This is a genomic window from Microbacterium helvum, assembly GCF_014779795.1.
Classification (GTDB): domain Bacteria; phylum Actinomycetota; class Actinomycetes; order Actinomycetales; family Microbacteriaceae; genus Microbacterium; species Microbacterium helvum.
This window is the reverse complement of sequence record NZ_JACXZS010000007.1, coordinates 60,119-78,013: the sequence shown is the minus strand read 5'-3', so window position 1 is coordinate 78,013 and position 17,895 is coordinate 60,119. Positions and strand designations below refer to the sequence as shown.

Below are 17,895 nucleotides of genomic sequence, written 5' to 3'. Positions count from 1 at the left end.
GGGCGCGCCGCCCTTCCGGGCGGGGGTTCATGGCCGCCGCGGAATGTGACGCGCCTAGACTGGGCGGATGAGGAGAAGGTGCGAATGAGCGGCTCCGATGACAAGCCCAGAGGCTCGCTGTTCGACGCGATCCGCGATCGCAGCAGGGTCGTCTCGACCGAGACCTCCGAGGCGGTACCCCACGGCCTGAGGGTCGCCACCGCCTACGCGTGGCGCTTCCTGGTGCTGGCCGCGGCGATCGGCGTGGCCGTGTGGCTCGTCATCCAGCTGAAGCTGCTGGTCATCCCGCTCCTCGTCGCGATCCTCATCACCGCCCTGCTGTGGCCTGCTTTCGCCTGGCTGCTGCGCCATCACGTCCCGCGCTGGCTCGCGATCGTCATCTCTGTCGTCGGCACGCTCGCCATCGTCACCGGGCTCCTGTGGCTCGTGGTGTGGCAGATCGTGACGCAGTGGGACTCGGTGCAGGCGAGCACCGAGGCCGCGGTCGAGCAGTTCCGGCAGTATCTGCTGAGCGGGCCGTTCGACATCTCCGAGAAGGACATCAATGACTGGCTGACGGCGGCTGGTGCGTTCCTGCGGGAGCAGGCCGAGCTGCTGTGGTCCGGCGCCCTCGCGATCGGCACGACGATCGGCCACGTCGCCACGGGCGCCGTGCTCGCGCTGTTCATCCTGCTGTGCCTCCTCGCCGACGGCGGCGGCATCTGGCGCTGGACGCTCCGTCTCTTCCCGAAGAAGGCGCGTCCCGCGGCCGACGGCGCCGGGCGTGCGGGCTGGATCACCGTGGTCAACTACGCCCGGACGCAGCTGCTGGTCGCCACCATCGACGCCGTCGGCATCGGCCTGGGCGCGGCGCTGCTGGGGGTGCCGCTGGCCATCCCGGTCGCCGTGCTGGTGTTCCTCGGCGCGTTCGTGCCGATCGTCGGGGCCGTGGTCACGGGCACCGTGGCCGTCTTCCTCGCGCTCGTCTACAACGGTCCCTGGATCGCCCTGTGGATGCTCGTGGTCGTGCTCGGCGTGCAGCAGCTGGAAGGACACGTCCTGCAGCCCCTCCTGATGGGATCGGCCGTCAAGGTCCACCCGCTGGCGGTCGTGCTGGTGGTCGCCGGGGGAGCGATGATCGCCGGCATCCCGGGAGCCCTCTTCGCCGTCCCTCTCGCCGCCTTCGTCAACGTCGTGGCGGTGTACATCGGCGAACGCTCGTGGCTGACCGGCCAGAGACCCACCGGCGACTTCATCTGGAGCACCGTCCCCCGACCCAGGAGAACCCGTTCGTGAGCACGCCCCCCTCGTCCGTCGCACATCGTCCCACTCTGGCGGATTTCGAGGATGCCGCAACCACCCTCGAAGGCGTGATCACCCACACGCCGATCGACGAATCGCAGCACCTGTCCGATCTGCTGGGGGTGCCGGTGCACCTGAAGCTCGAGAACCTGCAGCGCACCGGCTCGTTCAAGATCCGCGGTGCGACGTACCGGCTCTCGCGCCTGACCCCCGAAGAGCGTGAGCGCGGTGTCGTCGCCGCCTCTGCCGGCAATCACGCGCAGGGCGTCGCCCTCGCGGCGAAAGCGCTCGGGATCCCCGCGACGATCTTCATGCCGCTGGGCGTGCCCGTGCCGAAGCTGCTCGCGACCCGGGGCTACGGCGCAGACGTCGTGCTCGAGGGTGCCACCGTCGAGACCCCCCTGCGCCTGGCAGCCGAGTTCGCCGAGCGCACCGGGGCCGTGTTCATCCACCCCTTCGACCACCCGGACGTGATCGCCGGGCAGGGCACCCTCGGTCTCGAGCTGATGGACGAGGTGCCCGATCTCGACACGATCGTGCTGGGCATCGGCGGCGGCGGGCTGATCGCGGGCGTCGCTGCGGCCGCCAAGGCCCGCGCGGCGGCTGAGGGGCGCACGGTGCGGATCATCGGCGTGCAGGCCGAGAACTCGGCCGCCTACCCGCCCTCGCTGGTGGCAGGACACCCCGTCGACGTGCCCACGACTCCGACGATCGCCGACGGCATCGCGGTGGCGCGTCCGGGCGATCTGCCGTTCGAGATGATCCGCGACCTCGTCGACGAGATCGTCACGGTGTCGGAGGACGACATCGCGCGCGCCCTGCTCGTGCTGCTGGAGCGCGCGAAGCAGGTCGTCGAGCCGGCGGGCGCCGTCGGCGTGGCCGCGATCCTCGCCGGCAAGGTCGTCGCGACCGGGCCCACCGTGACCGTGCTGTCGGGCGGCAACATCGACCCGCTGCTGCTGCAGCGCGTCGTCGCACACGGGTTGGCGGCATCCGGTCGGTATATGACGCTGCGGATCCCGCTGCCGGACCGCCCGGGGCAGCTCGCGCGCGTTTCGGACCTGCTGGCGATCGCCGGGGCGAACGTCATCGAGGTGCTGCACACGCGCCACGGCCAGGGCCTGCAGATCAGTGAGGTGATCCTGCAGCTGAGCGTCGAGACGCGCGGCGAGGAGCACCGCGCCCACGTCATCTCGGTGCTCGAAGAGGCCGGGTTCAGCCCGACCGTCGTGCTGGATTAGCCGAAGGAACGGCCGGCGGCTGAGCGGTGCTCACCCGCCGGCCGGACGTGTCACTGGCCGTTGTAGGTCTCGACCTTGACGATCTCGACCGCGATCTCGCGACCGTTGGGGGCGGTGTAGGACGTCTTCTCGCCCTCTTTGCGGCCGAGGATCGCGGTGCCGAGCGGCGAGGCCTCGCTGTAGACGTCGAGCTCCGAGCCGACGGCGATCTCGCGGTTGCCGAGCAGGAAGACCTCTTCGCCGCCGGCGACGATCGCGGTGATGACGGTGCCGGGCTCCACGACGCCGTTGCTCTCAGGCGCCTCGCTCACGGTGGCGGTCTTCAGGAGCTGCTGGAGGGTGCGGATGCGCGCCTCCTGCTTGCCCTGCTCGTCCTTGGCGGCGTGGTAGCCGCCGTTCTCTTTCAGGTCGCCCTCTTCGCGGGCGGCCTCGATGCGCTTGGCGATCTCTTCGCGACCGGTCGTCGAGAGCTGCTCGAGCTCGGCGGCCAGACGGTCGTATGCGTCCTGCGTGAGGAACGTCACGGGTGCATCGTTGGACACGGCTGACTCCTTGGGGTCCGGGGGATAAACCGAACGCCCCGGCTCACGGCCAGGGCGCGATTGTTCGATGTCTGACGCCAGACTACGTCACCCGGCGCGGCCAGGCAAAACGTCGCGCCGCACGGTGGAGGATGTCAGCTCGGGATCACCCAGCAGGAGTTGACGAATCCGGTCGTCGCGAGGTCTGTCGTGGGGATGACCTCTCGGAATGCCCTGGAGTGCTGTTCGGAGGCGGGGATCTCGACGACCCGCCACCCCACGATGCCGTGCTCCTGGTCCTGCGCCTCGATGGCGCACGCGACCGCGGATCCGGGCGGCGAGGTGATCTGGAACCCGAGCGAGACCGAGTGCTGGTCGACGACCTCGAACGCGGTCGTGTCCGAGTCGACGTCATCGAGCGCGCCGCTCACGGTGAACCAGCCGAAGAGGCCCACGACGGCCACGGCCAGGGCGATGCCGCCGCCGATCAGCCAGCGACGGGCGGGGGAGCGACGACGGCCGTAGCGGTCGTCGAGCATGTCCTGGGTGGTCATGCCGCTCCTCTCGTCGCCGCGGCCGTCCGTCGCGGATCGGCCGGAAGATTAGGCTGGAACTCCAGGCTATGCGCTTCCGGGCATCGCCGATGACCGTGCCCGTGCGAGCGGGCGGAGCGAGGACCCTCATGCATCACGCGATCGCCGCCTTCGTCAGCACCGCGCTGGTCGGTGCGGCGGCGAGTCCGACGCCCACGCCGAGCCCGACCGCACCGGTCGACCCGGACCTGGTGACACCCGGCGTGGTCGGATTCCTCGCGACAGCGTTCGTCGCCATCGCCGTGATCCTGCTCGTCTGGGACATGATGCGGCGCATCCGTCGGGGCCGCGTCCGCGCCGACATCCGTGAGGAGCTGGATGCCGAGCAGCAGGCTGCTCGTGCCGCAGCGGCCACCGAGACCGACGACGACCAGATCGACGCTGCCGGCGACGACGTGGGCGAGGACCCGAAGCGACCGCGCGGCTAAGCGTGCGGCATCCCGCCTCCGCACGCCGGATCGGCTGCGCTCAGCCGGGCAGCCCGAGCGAAGGCGACAGCGGTTCGAGCGCGATCAGCAGGCACGCCGTCCAGTGGCACAGGAACGCCAGCACGGTGCACACGTGGAAGATCTCGTGGAATCCGAAGTGGCCGGGCCAGGGATTGGGCCGCTTGAGCGCGTAGACAACCGCGCCGCCGGTGTAGAGCAGTCCGCCGATGATGACGAGGATCATCATGGCCGCGTTCGCCTGGAACAGGTCGACGATGTACATGACCGCCGCCCAGCCCAGCACGAGGTACAGGGCGACGTAGAGCCAGCGTGGCGCGTTGATCCAGAAGACGCGGAACAGGATGCCGAGGAGGGCGCCCGTCCACACCAGGATGAGCAGCAATGCCCCCTTCTGCGGCGGGAGCGCGAGCGTCGCGATCGGCGTGTACGTTCCGGCGATCAGCAGCAGGATGTTGGCGTGGTCGATCCGCTTGAGGATCGCCTTGGTCTTCGGCTTCCAGTTGAAGCGGTGGTAGAGCGCCGAGTTGCCGAACAGCAGCAGCGAGGTCGCCATGAAGACGGCCGAGGCCCACTTCGCCGGCGCACCCTGCGCGAGCACGATCAGCACGATGCCGGCCGCGATCGCGACCGGGAAGGTGCCCGCGTGGATCCAGCCGCGCCAGCTGGGTTTGATCTCGGGCGCTGCCGCATCCACGGCGGCCGCGTCCATGAGCGGCAGCACGGGGACCTCGGGGGCCTGGGGAAGGCGGCGACGGCGGCTCATGCTCCCAGCGTAGGACCCGGTGCATGCCGCGCGGGGAACATACTCGGTCTCAGGGATGCCGGGACTCGGTGCCACGCTAGGGACAGGCCCTCGTGCGGGGTAGCGTAGGCGTGTGGCGCGCGGCGAGACGAACGAGGGCAGGGGGCCCCTGTACCGCCTCTACATCAACCGTCTGCGCCGGCGGCTGGATCCGGCATCCGCTCCGCGCCATGTCGCGATGATGATCGACGGCAACCGTCGCTGGGCCAAGCAGCTCGGCTACGACTCCGCCGCGCACGGCCACCGTGCCGGCGCCGCGAAGATGAAGGAGTTCCTGCGCTGGTGCGACGACGTCGGCATCCGCGTCGTCTCGCTGTACCTCCTGTCCAACGACAACCTGCGCAAGCGGGACTCGCGCGAGCTGTCCGACCTCATCGAGATCATCGCGCAGCTGGCCGACGAGCTCTCGCACGAGCGCGACTGGCGCGTGAAGCACGTCGGCCGCGCCGACGCGCTGCCGGCCGATCTCGCGCGTGTGCTCGCCGACGTCGAGGAGCGCACGAAGGGCAACCCCGGCATGCACGTCAACCTCGCCGTCGGCTACGGCGGCCGAGGAGAGATCGTCGACGCGGTGCGCAGCATCATCGCGCAGCACCAGCAGGAGGGCGGCTCGCTCGAAGACCTCGCCGCGAGCCTCACTCCCGAGCAGATCGGCGAGCACCTCTACACGGGCGGTCAGCCGGACCCCGACCTCGTCATCCGCACATCCGGCGAGCAGAGGCTGAGCGACTTCCTGCTGTGGCAGTCCGCGCACAGCGAGTTCTACTTCGTCGAGGCGCTGGGCCCGGATCTGCGCGAAGTCGACTTCCTGCGCGCGATCCGGGACTTCACGTCGCGCGACCGCCGGTACGGCGGCTGACAGCCCGGCCGAGCAGTCACGGAATCCGCGTGCGCGGGTGCTCGCCCGCTCTGCCAGAATGATCGGCGTGACGGATCTGGAGTCGTATCTCGCGTCGTTCGACGGCGAGCCGGGCTATCTCGACTGGGCCGCGTTCGGTCCCCTCTCACCCGCGGTGCGCAGCGAGGCGCAGGGCGACACCGAGCTGCTGGGATCGGGACGCCGCACCAGCATCGACCTCGTCGCCGATCACGTGCGCGAGGCCCGCGAACTCGTCGCGGAGCTGATCGGTGGGGATGTCTCGCAGGTCGTGCTGCAGCCGTCGACGACGTACGGCCTGATGCACGCGATCTATGGACTCGCGGGCGGGCTGATGCTCGGGCGCGGCGAGTTCCCGAGCCTCACCGTTGCGGCCTCCCGCGCGGCCGAGGCGCTCGGCTCGCTGCAGCTGCAGTGGCTCGACCCGGCCGACGGCCTCATCACCCCCGACCTCGTGCGCGATGCGCTCACCGACGACACTCGAGCCGTCGCCGTGAGCCTCGTCGATTTCCGCACCGGCTACCGGACAGACCTCGAGGCGCTCCGCGACGTGATCGGCGACCGCCTGCTGATCGTCGACGCGGTGCAGGGCTTCGGCATGGTGGACGTCGACTATCTCGCGGCGGACGTGGTGTGCGGCCACGGCTACAAGTGGCTGCGCGCCGGGCGCGGCACCGGCTTCGCCTGGTTCAGTGATCGCGCGCTGGAACGAATCGCCCCGGTGCTGTCGGGCTTCCGCGGCGTCGACGGCGACCTGCCTCTCGACGCCGTGCCCGGCCCGGCGGACTCGGCGCAGGCGTTCTCGATCTCGGGCGCCGACACGCTGGCCGCCGCGCGCCTGGCGACGGCGCTGAGAGAGGTCGTCGACGTCGGCGTGGCCGCCATCGAGGCCGAGCTGACGGCGCGCGCGTCCGACGTGATGTTCTTCGCAGACCGCTACGAGGTCCCCGTCGTCACCCCTCGCGCGCCCGAGCGCCGCGCCGGCATCGTGACGCTGGAGCCGGCTCCGCAGGACGCCGCACCGCTGGCGGCATCCCTCGCCAACCATGGCCTCACGGTCACCACGCGCGCCGGCAGACTGCGCGTCGCGCCCCACGTGGGCACCGGCGCGGACACGCTGCGACTGTTCGGGGACGCGCTGGCGGCGTTCGCCTCGACCCGGGTGTGGTGAGGGATGCCGGCGGCCGGGGCCGCCGGCATCCCCTCTCGAATTAACCTGCTCTTAACCGGATTCGTGCGTGTCGACGGTGCGCGATGTCGCAGGCTCGTCGTACTTTGATCGCATCGGGCAAGGAGCCCGGTCGAGTCGGCCTCAGGATCGCGACTCGTGACTCACCGGTCGACTCGTGACTGCCGGGTGAACCACCCGGGGCGGGAGTGGGTTGTGACCACACGAGCACCACACGAGCAGCGCGGTCAGGATCTCGGGCAGGACGCCCTGTCTGATCGGGATCTTCCCGATCAGGACCTGCGCACCTACGTCCTCGACACGTCGGTGCTGCTGAGCGATCCGCGGGCCTTCTTCCGCTTCGCCGAGCACAACGTCGTGATCCCGGTGGTCGTGGTCACCGAGCTCGAAGGCAAGCGCCACGACCCCGAGATCGGCTACTTCGCCCGGCAGGCGCTGCGACACCTCGACGAGCTGCGCGTCGAGCACGGCCGTCTCGACTTCCCGGTTCCGGTCGGCCAGGGCGGCACCCTGCGGGTGGAGCTCAACAACACCGACTCGTCCGTCCTGCCCTCGGGCATGCGCCTCGGCGACAACGACAGCCGCATCCTGGCGGTCGCGATGCACCTCGCACAGGACGGGCAAGAGGTCACGGTCGTGTCCAAGGACCTGCCGATGCGGGTGAAGGCCGCCTCCCTCGGCGTCAGCGCGGAGGAGTACCTGGCCGAGCAGGCCGTGGACTCGGGCTGGACCGGCATCGCCGAGATCGACGTGTCGGGCGACGACATCAGCGACCTGTACGAGAGTGAGGTCGCCACCGGGGACGACGTCAAGGGCCTGCCGGTCAACACCGGCCTGATCATCCACTCGGAGCGCGGCTCCGCCCTCGGGCGTGTGGTGGGCGACGGGGAGTACCGGCTCGTGCGCGGCGACCGGGAGGTGTTCGGTCTGCACGGCCGATCGGCCGAGCAGCGCATCGCCATCGACCTGCTGCTCGACCCCGAGGTCGGCATCGTGTCGCTCGGCGGCCGCGCGGGCACCGGCAAGTCGGCGCTCGCGCTGTGTGCGGGACTGGAAGCAGTGCTCGAACGGCAGCAGCAGCGCAGGATCATCGTGTTCCGGCCGCTCTTCGCGGTGGGCGGACAGGAACTCGGCTACCTCCCCGGCGACCAGCAAGAGAAGATGAACCCGTGGGGGCAGGCGGTCTACGACACGCTCGGCTCGGTCGTCTCGGGCAACGTCCTCGATGAGGTCGTCGAGCGGGGGCTCCTCGAGGTGCTGCCGCTCACCCACATCCGCGGACGCTCCCTGCACGACGCCTTCGTGATCGTGGACGAGGCGCAGTCGCTCGAGCGCAACGTGCTGCTCACGGTGCTGAGCCGCATCGGCCAGAACTCGCGCGTCGTCCTCACCCACGACGTCGGCCAGCGCGACAACCTCCGCGTCGGCCGTCACGATGGCGTCGCGTCGGTGATCGAGACGCTCAAGGGGCACGGTCTGTTCGGCCACGTCACGCTGGTGCGGTCGGAGCGCTCCGCGATCGCGGCATTGGTGACCGATCTGCTGGAGGCCGGCGAGCTGGCCTGAGCATCCGTCGCGTCGGCATCGACACAGGAGGAGACGGACCGGGATGCCTCGTCCCGGTTCGTCTCCCGGTCCATCGCCCGTTCCGCGCATGAGAAGAGTCTCATCACGAACCGGTGCTGTGGGCCCTGGGCGTCTGTCACCATGGAGGGGAGGAACTGCGAGAGCAGAGGACTGGGGAACAGACTGTGGACGCACGTACGGGGCTCGTGATCGGCGGCATGACCGCTGTCGCGGCGAGCGTCGCTGTCGTCTGCGTCGTCGCCATGGCCAACACTGCCGCGCTGAAGGACTCACCCGCCACAACTGTCGCGGCGGCCAAGATCCTCGTACCCGCCGCATCACCCACCTCGGCTCCGAAGACGACGCCGACCGCGCAGGCGGTCGTGACGCCCGAGCAGACGACGCAGGCCGAGGTCGTCGCAGCGCCCGACCCGACCGAGGTCGAGCCGAGCACCACCACGACTCCGGTCACCGAGACCGTCGTCCCCTCGCACGTCGACCCGGCGCCTGCCGCCCCGGTCGAGCCTGTGGTCCCCGCACCCGCCGAGGGCCCGGCTGACGTCGACTCGGCGATCGAGGCCGCGCGCGCGACCGGCACGTGGGAGTCGCTGCGGTCGTGGGCCGAGCGCCACGGGTGGTCGACCGGGCGCATCGACGCACTCATCGAGCGCCTCTCACGCGGCGACGACAACGAGCGTCTCGATCTCACGCAGGGTCACGACGACACCCCGCCCGCGCAGAAGCAGAGCGGTACGGCTGATCGCACCGGAGGAGCGACGGCCGAGCTTCAGCCGCAGGATCAGAGCGGCAGCCGTCTCACGACCACCACAGAGCACCCCGCGAAAGCGGGTTCGAACGGGCGCGGCGACGACGCCGTCCCGACACCGAAGAAAGACCAGTCGCGCAATTCCCCAGATAGGCGCGACTGACCGCGGTCGGATCCCCCAGTCCGGCCCTTCACAGCCCCCGGCGTCCCCCAGCGCCGGGGGCTTCTTCGTGCCTGCGGGGGCGGCGAAGCGCCGCGCCGATCACTCCCAGCGGTAGCCGGCGCCTCGCACGGTCACGATGTGGTCGGGGCCCAGCTTGCCGCGCAGGTAGCGCACGTAGACGTCGACGACGTTCGATCCCGGGTCGAAATCCAGTCCCCACACCCGGCTGAGCAGCAGTTCGCGGCTGAGGACCCGCCCGGGGTTGCGCAGGAACTGCTCCGCGAGTGCGAACTCACGTGCAGACAGGTCGACCTCGCGATCGGCGACCGTCGCCCGCCGCGCGAGGATGTCGAGCACGACGTCTCCGTGTGCGACCGACACCCCCTGCTGCGGCAGGCTCTCGCGCAGGCGCGACCGCACTCGGGCCAGCAGCTCTTCGAAGGTGAAGGGCTTGGGGACGTAGTCATTGGCGCCGGCATCCAATCCTGCAACCGTGTCGCGCGTGCTCGAACGAGCCGTCAGCATGATCACGGGCACGGTGGAGCCGCGCGCTCGAAGGGCGCGCAGCACCTCGAACCCGTCCATGGTGGGAAGCCCGACATCGAGCAGTACGAGGTCGGCGTCCCCGCGCAGGGTGGCGTCGAGGGCTTCGGGGCCGTCGTCGACGATCATGGTCTCGTAGCCCGCCGATTCGAGCCCGCGACTGACGAACGCGGCGATCCGCGGCTCGTCCTCGACGATGAGGATCCGCGTCATCCCGATGCCTCCCGCTGCAGCACGACGTCGCCCGCACGCACGGGTGCCGGCAGCTCGGCTTCCGACAAAGGCAGATGAATGGTGAAGGTGGCCCCGCCGCCGGCGGTGTCGGTGACGGCGCAGTGGCCACCGTGGCCCTTGGCGATCGCGTCCACGATCGCGAGCCCGAGCCCCGAGCCGCCCACGGTGCGATGCACGTGGGCCCGGTCGAAGCGCCGGAAGATGCGGGCCCGCGCCGCGGGCGGGATGCCTGCGCCATGGTCGCGCACCCAGAGTCGTGCGCCGTCGGGGCCGATCGAGCTTCCGATCTCGATCGGGCTGCCGACAGGAGTGTACTTGGCCGCGTTGTCGGCGAGCTGCAGCCAGGCCTGCAGCAGGCGGTCGCTGTCACCGGTGGCCGTGCCCGTGGCGTGCGACTCGACGGTCCAGGTGTGGCCGGGGATCACCGCGACGAGTTCGCCCACGCGGGCCGTGAGGGCCGCGAGATCGACGTCTGTCGTCGTGTACGAGTCGGCTTCTGCGGCCGCGAGCAGGTCGATGTCCTCGACGAGCCGCGCGAGACGGTCGAGCTCCGAGATGCCGATGTCGCGTGCGGACGCGACGTCCACGGCATCGCGGGGGTTCATGAGCTCGAGATGACCGCGGACGATGGTGATGGGCGTCTTGAGCTCGTGGCGGACGTCGTCGAGCAGCTGCCGCTGCACGTCGACCGACCCTTCGAGCCTGTCGAGCATGGAGTTGACCGTGCGCGACAGGTCGGCGATGTCGTCGTTGCCGTGCGGTTCCAGGCGGGCTGACAGGTCGGTGATCGAGATCGCATCGGCGGTCTCGCGCAGATGTCGGATGGGCGACAGCAGGCGGCCGGTGACGAACCAGCCGACCACGCCGATCGCCGCCAGGACGGCCAGCGCGGCGATCAGGTACGTCGTCATCGCGAACATGATCGGCTGCAGTTCGTCACCGAGGTTGATCGCGCGGATGTACAGTCCCTGATGCGGATCGCCGTGCATCGACACCGGGATCGCGATGTACCGCAGGGTCTCGCCGTCCGTCACGATGGTGCCCTGCTTCGTCTCGCCCTCGGCGGTGTCGGCGATCGCGCGATCGATCAGCTCCTGATTGTGGTCGATCTGGAAGCCCGTCAGCGTCGACGGCACCCAGCGCGGCACGCCGTCCACCAAGGCCAGCGACGCCTCGTTCGTGGCGGGGACGAGACGGGCGACGACAGCGTTGAGGTACTCGTCGATCGAGTCGAAGTTGCCGATATCCAGCCCGTCGGAGGCCTCCGAGGCGCCGTCCCGCGCATCGGCCGCGGTCGTGTCCTCTGCCACGTCCTGCAGCGACTTGACCTGTGTCACCAGGCGATTGTCGACGGCCTTGATCGCCTGACCGCGCTGCACCAGGAACGTCACGCTGCCGACGATCGCGAGCCCCACGCAGGCCACAGCGAGGATCGCCGAAAGGATCCTGACGCGCGCGGGGATCGGGCGGGTCGACCGGGACATGTCCCGATTATCCCGCTGCAGCAGGACTGGCGGCATAGGGGACGATTCAGCCCGGGTGCGTCATCGACAGCAGGTCGAGCTTCTCGTCGAGCTGCTCCAGCGTCAGCTCGCCGCGCTCGACGTAGCCGAGGTCGAGGACGGCCTCGCGCACCGTGATGCCCTTCGCGACCGAGTGCTTGGCGATCTTGGCGGCCGCCTCGTACCCGATGAGCTTGTTGAGCGGCGTCACGATCGAGGGCGACATGCCCGCGTAGGCCGCCGCGCGCTCGACGTTGGCCTCCAGGCCGGTGATCGTCTTGTCCGCGAGGACGCGCGACACGTTGGCGAGCAGCTCGATCGACTCGAGCACCGCGCTGCCCATGATGGGGATCGCCACGTTCAGCTCGAAGGCGCCGGACGCCCCGGCCCAGGCTACGGTCGCATCGTTGCCGATCACGCGGGCGCACACCATCAGCGTCGCCTCGGGGACGACCGGGTTGACCTTGCCGGGCATGATCGACGAGCCGGGCTGCAGGTCGGGGATGTGCAGTTCGCCGAGACCCGTGTTCGGGCCCGAGCCCATCCAGCGCAGGTCGTTGTTGATCTTCGTGAGCGAGACCGCGATGGTGCGCAGGGCTCCGGAGGCCTCCACCAGCCCGTCGCGGTTGGCCTGGGCCTCGAAGTGGTCCTTCGCCTCGGTGATCGGCAGCTCGGTGTCGGCGACGATGAGCTCGATCACGCGCTGCGGGAAGCCGAGAGGCGTGTTGATCCCGGTGCCGACGGCCGTGCCGCCGAGCGGGACCTCCGCGACACGGGGGATGACCGCCTGCACGCGCTCGATGCCCAGGCGGATCTGGCGTGCGTAGCCGCCGAACTCCTGGCCGAGCGTGACGGGGGTGGCATCCATGAGGTGCGTGCGACCCGACTTCACGACCTCTTTCCACGCCTCGGCCTTCGCTTCGAGCGCGACGGCGAGGTGGTCGAGCGCCGGGATGAGGTCGTCGATGATCTCTTGCGTGACGGCGATGTGCACCGACGTCGGGAAGACGTCGTTGGAGGACTGCGAGGCGTTGACGTGGTCGTTCGGGTGCACCGTCGCGCCGAGGGCCTGCGTCGCCAGTGTCGCGAGCACCTCGTTCATGTTCATGTTCGACGACGTGCCGCTGCCGGTCTGGTAGACGTCGATCGGGAACTGGTCGGCGAACTCGCCGGCGATGATGCGGTCGGCGGCGCCCGAGATGGCATCGGCGATCTCGCCGTCGAGCGTGCCCAGCTCTTTGTTGGCGAGCGCGGCGGCCTTCTTGATGCGGGCGAGCGCGACGATCTGTGCCGGCTCGAGGCGGTCGCCCGAGATCGGGAAGTTCTCGACGGCGCGCTGGGTCTGCGCGGCGTAGAGCGCGTCCTTGGGCACGCGCACCTCGCCCATCGTGTCGTGCTCGATGCGGTACTCGGTGTCGGTCACTGCTGCTCCTCCAGGTGAGACGGGGTCGGGGCGTCGGCGTCGAGCCCCACGGTCACGATGGGCACGACGGCGCCCTCGGCGAGTCGGTAATTGGCGCCGACGATGCCGACGCGGCCTTCGGCGACGGCGCTGCTGATGAGCTCCGACGAACGCAGGATGTCGGCGACCGTGTTGCGCAGGTGCTCACGACCCACGAGCTCGGCGTCGATGTCGTCCGCACGGGCGGCGCCGGTCTCGACGGCGACGTGACGAGCGGCGGGCACGATCGGCGCGATCAGCCGCCAGATGTGCGGCGGCAGCGGTGCGGCGTCGATCGCGGTGCCGTCGATCGCGGCGCGCACGGCTCCGCAGCCGTCGTGGGCGAGGACCACGACGAGCGGCACTTCCAGGATGGCGACGGCATACTCGATGCTCGCGACGATCGACTCGCCCACGACCTGACCGGCGTTGCGGACGACGAACAGATCGCCGAGGCCCTTGTCGAAGATGATCTCCGCCGCCAGGCGCGAGTCCGAGCAGCCGAACAGCACCGCACGCGGGTGCTGCACCGCTGCCGTCTCGGCGCGTCGGTCGACGTCCTGCCGGGGGTGGTTCGGCTGGCCGGCGACGAAGCGGGCGTTGCCGCGCAGCATCTCGTTCCAGACCTTCGAAGGGGTCGGGGCGTCGCTCACGGGGCCTCCTGGCGAAGTGCGGTGATCTGATCGGTCACAGAGCGCGCGGTCTCTTCCAGCGCGTCCTTCGTGGTCGCGCCGTAGATGAGCACGGTGTCGGTGCCGGCGTCGGTCGCGAGTGCGACCGTGATGTTGCCGGTGCGCTCGGGGTCGAGCGAGTAGCGGTCCCAGGTGACGCCGTCGATCGTCACGGTGTCCGTCGGCGCGGAGCCGGACAGCATTCTCGCGACCCACGACTCGTCCGCGTCGAAGCCCTGGGCGACGTTGACGAATCCGCGCTCGTTCTCGTCGACCGGCGCGTAGACGACGTTGAAGACCTGCACCCGGCTCTCTCGTTCGGCGCCCGCGAGGTTGACGACCCAGTCCTTCGACATCGCGGGAACGATCACGGTGCGGCCCTCAGCCGTCGAGACGTCCTCCGCGGCGGCGGCGACGTCGATCGCGGGCCGCTCCGGAGCCGACCCGCGGGGGACGGCGAAGACGACGACGGCGACCACCGCGAGGGTCGCCAGCAGCGCCGCGACGAGGTTGCGGACGTTCTGACTGGACCGGTAGACGCGCGAGGACTCCGCCTTGCGCGCTGCGGTCTCGTCCGGCGTCTCGGGGCGACCGAGCTCGGCGACGACGCGGGGCTCCCGTGCCATCAGCGCGTCTCTTCCTGGTCGGCGCGGGCGGCGCCGTCGGCGGAAGCGCGCGCGGCGTCGAGCCGGCGCTTCGCACCGAGCAGCCACTCCTCGCAGCGCGCGGCGAGCGCCTCGCCTCGCTCCCACAGGGCCAGCGAGTGCTCGAGCGTGGGAGCACCCTGCTCGAGCTCGGCCACGACGCGGACGAGCTCGTCCCGCGCCTGCTCGAACGAGAGCGACGCCACGTCGGAGGGTGCTTCGGTCGACGCGGTCATGACTCCCAGTCTAGTTGCGGCTCCGACACCCTTCGTTCGGGCTGCGGGGTCGCCTCCGCGACCTCGCCCTCCGAGTGAGCCGCGAACGAGCCGCGCCCCACCGTGACGACGAGGGGAGTGGATGCCGGAGCCTGTGCCGCATCGCGCACGATGGTCCCGTCGCCGAGGTGGGCGATCGCGTAACCGCGGGCCAGCGTCGAGGCGGGAGAGAGCGCGCGGAGCGTCGCACGCAGTTCGGCCGTGCGCCGTTCATGCTGCTGCAGAGCGCGGTCGACCCGGTCGCGTCCGCGGGCGGCGAGCAGCTCGATCTCGTGGGCACGCGTCGTGAGCATCGCGTCGGGGGTCCGCAGCACCGGGCGCGACCGCAGCTGCTCGAGCTGGGCGATGTCGTGGCCGACGCGCTGGGTGAGCCGCATGGTCAGCCGAGCGCGCAGCTGACCCACCAGAGCGCGCTGCTCGGCGACGTCCGGCACGACGCGCTTGGCGGCGTCGGTCGGAGTCGACGCCCGCAGATCGGCGACGTCGTCCAGCAGGGGATGGTCGTTCTCGTGACCGATGGCGCTCACGACCGGAGTGGACGCCGCGGCCACGGCACGCAGCATCCGCTCGTCACTGAAGCCGAGAAGAGTCTGCGGGTCGCCGCCTCCGCGTGCGATGACGATCACGTCCACCTCGGGATCGGCATCGAGCGCCTTGAGCGCCGCGATCGTCTCGGGAACGCACCGATCACCCTGTACCGCCGCGTACTTCGTGCGGAACCGCACCTGCGGCCAGCGCAGCTCGGCGTTCCGGTGGACGTCCTTCTCGGCATCGGAGTTCTCACCCGTGATGAGCCCGATGAGGTGAGGAAGGAAGGGGAGCGCCTTCTTGCGTGCCGGATCGAAGAGCCCTTCGGCGCGCAGCTGCGCGCGCAGACGTTCGAGGCGCTCCAGCTGGTCGCCCAGGCCCAGGTGGCGCATCGCCGACACCGAGAAGCCGAAGTCGCCGCTCTTGACGTAGTAGTCGGCCTTGACGCACGCGACGACGTGATCGCCCACCTTGAGGTCGCCGGGCAGTCGGTCGCGCGTCGACGACCAGATGCGGAACGAGATCGTGGCGTCGGTGACGAGGTCTTTCAACCGCCCGAAGACGTTGCCGCCGCGCAGATTGAACGCGGTGATCTCGCCCTCGACCCATACCGAGCCCCACGTCTGCACGAATCCGCGGATCGTGTCGTTGAGCCGGGCGACCGAGGTCGGCGCCTCCGACGTCGATTCGCGGGGCCGCACCGAGTCGGCGGGCGGCGGCTGGCCGGGGACGGCCGCGGGCTGGAACGCGGTCATGGCGCGTGCACCGCGGAGCGAAGACAGGTGGGGGATTCCACCCGGTCACGCTAGCGCACGCCGGCGACACCGGGCCCGCCCGGCCGCCGGGCTCGCGTCCAGGCCGCGCCCTTAGACTCGAAGGGTGAGCAGCAGCACCGTGAGCATGCCCGTCCCGCGCGTCCCGCGGCGTCGTGAGCCGCTCCAGGACGTCGCGGGCCCCGGACGCAAGCGGGTCCTCCTCGCCTCGCCTCGCGGGTACTGCGCCGGCGTGGACCGCGCCGTCATCGCCGTCGAGAAGGCGCTCGAGCGCTTCGGCGCACCGGTGTACGTGCGCAAGCAGATCGTGCACAACATCCATGTCGTCACCGAGCTCGAGAAGCAGGGCGCGATCTTCGTCGACGAGGTCGACGAAGTGCCCGAGGGCGCACACGTCGTGTTCAGCGCGCACGGGGTCTCGCCGGCGGTCGTGAACGCGGCATCCGATCGAGGACTCCGTGCCATCGACGCGACGTGTCCGCTCGTGACCAAGGTGCACCGCGAGGCCGTGCGGTTCGCGCGCGACGACTTCGAGATCCTCCTCATCGGCCACGAGGGCCACGAAGAGGTCGAGGGCACCGCCGGCGAGGCGCCGGAGCACGTCACGATCGTGAACTCGCCCGAGGAGGCCGACGCCATCGAGGTGCGCGACCCGTCGAAGGTCGTGTGGCTGTCGCAGACGACCCTGTCGGTCGACGAGACGATGGAGACCGTCCGCCGGCTGCGCGCGAGGTTCCCCCAGCTGCAGGATCCGCCGTCGGACGACATCTGCTACGCCACTCAGAACCGGCAGGTCGCCATCAAGAAGGTGGCGAAGGACGCCGACCTCGTGATCGTCGTCGGCTCCGCCAACTCGTCCAACAGCGTGCGTCTCGTCGAGGTCGCGCTCGAGCACGGCGCCAAGGCCGCTTACCGTGTCGACTACGCCGACGAGGTCGAGCAGGCGTGGCTCGACGGCGTCGAGACCGTCGGCGTCACCAGCGGCGCCTCGGTGCCGGAGGTGCTCGTGCAGCAGGTTCTCGACGACCTCGCCGCCGCCGGGTACCGCGACGTCGAGCAGGTGCGCACCGCCGAAGAGGACCTCATGTTCTCGCTGCCGAAAGAACTGCGACAGGATGCCGCCGGCAAGCGCGACGACCGCGCCCTGGGCGGACGGAGCCGCGCATGAGCGACGACGACGCAGCGGCCCGACCCGGCTCGCACGGTACGGAGTCATCGCGACCCAGGCCTCAATACGGCGAGTACGCCAGTCCAGAGGAGCAGCGCGCCCGCATCCAGCAGCCGGCGCCGGAGTGGCAGCAGCCCGTGACGCCGCCGACCCCGGTCGTCACCGATGCCGCGGACGCCGGCATCCCCTCGGCCGCGCCCCGCGCCGAACGCGTCGTCGGCGCGGCACCGCGCCCGCGCACGGTGGACCGTGTCGTGACGATCGCCCTGCTCGTGTACGGGCTGTTCAACGTGGTCACCTCGATCCCGTCGTTCCTCGACTACGCCGCCTACGCCGACACGATGTTCACGGTGCTGGGCCTCGACGTCACGCTGTCGGATCCCGCCGCCGGCCGGCCCTACGGCATCGCCGCGGCCGTGGTGCTCGCGGCGGGGTGGCTCGCGACGGCCCTGGTGTCGCTGTGGAGCATGAGACGAGGCCGGCTGACCTGGTGGATCCCGCTGTCGGCGGGCATCCTGTTCACGTTCGTGACCGGCATCCTCCTCGCGATCCCGCTGATGAGCGACCCGGCCGTGCTCGACGCCCTGATGGGCTCCGCCGGCGCCTGAGCCCCGGCAGGCACCCCCGCGCGCGATACTCGGGGGGACGAAGCGTGCGTCCGGTTGAAC

General features: G+C 70.4%; 19 protein-coding genes. 9 read left to right on the top strand and 10 right to left on the bottom strand.

Annotated elements, in window-relative coordinates; all coding sequences use genetic code 11:
- The first annotated feature begins 84 nt into the window (after positions 1 to 84).
- Together IF188_RS11750 and ilvA are read left to right on the top strand one after the other, a co-directional pair.
- On the top strand, positions 85 to 1,275 hold the full coding sequence (locus tag IF188_RS11750) for an AI-2E family transporter (protein ID WP_191171995.1): 1,191 nt from the start codon (positions 85 to 87) through the stop codon (positions 1,273 to 1,275).
- A complete protein-coding gene (gene ilvA / locus IF188_RS11745; RefSeq protein WP_191171994.1) occupies positions 1,272 to 2,522 on the top strand; it encodes a threonine ammonia-lyase in 1,251 nt (416 codons plus the stop codon). Before IF188_RS11750 ends, ilvA begins: the two co-directional genes overlap by 4 nt.
- Positions 2,523 to 2,572: 50 nt before the next feature.
- On the opposite strand, the gene greA is transcribed toward ilvA, so the two are convergent.
- Both greA and IF188_RS11735 read right to left on the bottom strand, forming a co-directional pair.
- Positions 2,573 to 3,064, bottom strand: a complete 492-nt coding sequence (gene greA / locus IF188_RS11740; RefSeq protein WP_191171993.1) for a transcription elongation factor GreA — start codon at positions 3,062 to 3,064, stop codon at positions 2,573 to 2,575.
- Between the two features lie 134 nt (positions 3,065 to 3,198).
- Positions 3,199 to 3,597 (bottom strand): DUF4307 domain-containing protein, encoded by a 399-nt coding sequence (locus IF188_RS11735; RefSeq protein ID WP_191171992.1) that lies wholly within the window; start codon positions 3,595 to 3,597, stop codon positions 3,199 to 3,201.
- Between the two features lie 128 nt (positions 3,598 to 3,725).
- On the opposite strand from IF188_RS11735, the gene IF188_RS11730 reads away from it, so the two are divergent.
- Positions 3,726 to 4,064 carry a hypothetical protein gene (locus tag IF188_RS11730; RefSeq protein ID WP_191171991.1) on the top strand — a complete coding sequence of 113 codons (339 nt, stop codon included), beginning with the start codon at positions 3,726 to 3,728 and terminating at the stop codon, positions 4,062 to 4,064.
- A 40-nt stretch (positions 4,065 to 4,104) separates the two neighbouring features.
- On the opposite strand, the gene trhA is transcribed toward IF188_RS11730, so the two are convergent.
- Positions 4,105 to 4,848: a PAQR family membrane homeostasis protein TrhA gene (trhA, locus tag IF188_RS11725; RefSeq protein ID WP_191171990.1), complete on the bottom strand. Its 744-nt coding sequence runs from the start codon at positions 4,846 to 4,848 to the stop codon at positions 4,105 to 4,107.
- A gap of 112 nt (positions 4,849 to 4,960) precedes the next feature.
- On the opposite strand from trhA, the gene IF188_RS11720 reads away from it, so the two are divergent.
- The 4 genes from IF188_RS11720 (at position 4,961) to IF188_RS11705 (ending at position 9,448) form a co-directional block, all read left to right on the top strand.
- On the top strand, positions 4,961 to 5,746 hold the full coding sequence (locus IF188_RS11720; protein ID WP_191171989.1) for an isoprenyl transferase: 786 nt from the start codon (positions 4,961 to 4,963) through the stop codon (positions 5,744 to 5,746).
- 58 nt (positions 5,747 to 5,804) lie between these two features.
- A complete protein-coding gene (locus IF188_RS11715; RefSeq protein ID WP_224751787.1) occupies positions 5,805 to 6,935 on the top strand; it encodes an aminotransferase class V-fold PLP-dependent enzyme in 1,131 nt (376 codons plus the stop codon).
- Between the two features lie 213 nt (positions 6,936 to 7,148).
- Positions 7,149 to 8,519 carry a PhoH family protein gene (locus IF188_RS11710; protein WP_396652772.1) on the top strand — a complete coding sequence of 457 codons (1,371 nt, stop codon included), beginning with the start codon at positions 7,149 to 7,151 and terminating at the stop codon, positions 8,517 to 8,519.
- 185 nt (positions 8,520 to 8,704) lie between these two features.
- Positions 8,705 to 9,448 carry a hypothetical protein gene (locus IF188_RS11705; RefSeq protein WP_191171987.1) on the top strand — a complete coding sequence of 248 codons (744 nt, stop codon included), beginning with the start codon at positions 8,705 to 8,707 and terminating at the stop codon, positions 9,446 to 9,448.
- A gap of 99 nt (positions 9,449 to 9,547) precedes the next feature.
- Here the strand turns inward: IF188_RS11705 and IF188_RS11700 are convergent, their stop codons facing one another.
- Genes IF188_RS11700 through xseA form a run of 7 tightly spaced genes read right to left on the bottom strand, consistent with a single transcriptional unit; the run spans position 9,548 to position 16,041 of the window.
- Positions 9,548 to 10,204, bottom strand: a complete 657-nt coding sequence (locus IF188_RS11700; protein WP_191171986.1) for a response regulator transcription factor — start codon at positions 10,202 to 10,204, stop codon at positions 9,548 to 9,550.
- Positions 10,201 to 11,709: a sensor histidine kinase gene (locus IF188_RS11695; protein WP_191171985.1), complete on the bottom strand. Its 1,509-nt coding sequence runs from the start codon at positions 11,707 to 11,709 to the stop codon at positions 10,201 to 10,203. The genes IF188_RS11700 and IF188_RS11695 overlap by 4 nt, the downstream gene beginning before the upstream one ends.
- A gap of 46 nt (positions 11,710 to 11,755) precedes the next feature.
- A complete protein-coding gene (locus IF188_RS11690) occupies positions 11,756 to 13,150 on the bottom strand; it encodes a class II fumarate hydratase (protein ID WP_191171984.1) in 1,395 nt (464 codons plus the stop codon).
- Positions 13,147 to 13,821 carry a carbonic anhydrase gene (locus IF188_RS11685; RefSeq protein ID WP_318152865.1) on the bottom strand — a complete coding sequence of 225 codons (675 nt, stop codon included), beginning with the start codon at positions 13,819 to 13,821 and terminating at the stop codon, positions 13,147 to 13,149. Before IF188_RS11685 ends, IF188_RS11690 begins: the two co-directional genes overlap by 4 nt.
- Entirely contained in the window at positions 13,818 to 14,465 is a 648-nt protein-coding gene (locus IF188_RS11680; RefSeq protein WP_191171983.1) for a DUF4245 family protein, read from the bottom strand. Before IF188_RS11680 ends, IF188_RS11685 begins: the two co-directional genes overlap by 4 nt.
- Positions 14,465 to 14,719: an exodeoxyribonuclease VII small subunit gene (locus IF188_RS11675; RefSeq protein WP_191171982.1), complete on the bottom strand. Its 255-nt coding sequence runs from the start codon at positions 14,717 to 14,719 to the stop codon at positions 14,465 to 14,467. The genes IF188_RS11680 and IF188_RS11675 overlap by 1 nt, the downstream gene beginning before the upstream one ends.
- Positions 14,716 to 16,041 carry an exodeoxyribonuclease VII large subunit gene (xseA, locus tag IF188_RS11670; RefSeq protein ID WP_191171981.1) on the bottom strand — a complete coding sequence of 442 codons (1,326 nt, stop codon included), beginning with the start codon at positions 16,039 to 16,041 and terminating at the stop codon, positions 14,716 to 14,718. The genes IF188_RS11675 and xseA overlap by 4 nt, the downstream gene beginning before the upstream one ends.
- A gap of 145 nt (positions 16,042 to 16,186) precedes the next feature.
- Between xseA and IF188_RS11665 the strand changes: the two genes are divergently transcribed.
- Together IF188_RS11665 and IF188_RS11660 are read left to right on the top strand one after the other, a co-directional pair.
- Positions 16,187 to 17,227 carry a 4-hydroxy-3-methylbut-2-enyl diphosphate reductase gene (locus tag IF188_RS11665; RefSeq protein ID WP_191172159.1) on the top strand — a complete coding sequence of 347 codons (1,041 nt, stop codon included), beginning with the start codon at positions 16,187 to 16,189 and terminating at the stop codon, positions 17,225 to 17,227.
- A complete protein-coding gene (locus IF188_RS11660; RefSeq protein ID WP_191171980.1) occupies positions 17,224 to 17,835 on the top strand; it encodes a DUF6264 family protein in 612 nt (203 codons plus the stop codon). Before IF188_RS11665 ends, IF188_RS11660 begins: the two co-directional genes overlap by 4 nt.
- Positions 17,836 to 17,895 lie beyond the last annotated feature (60 nt).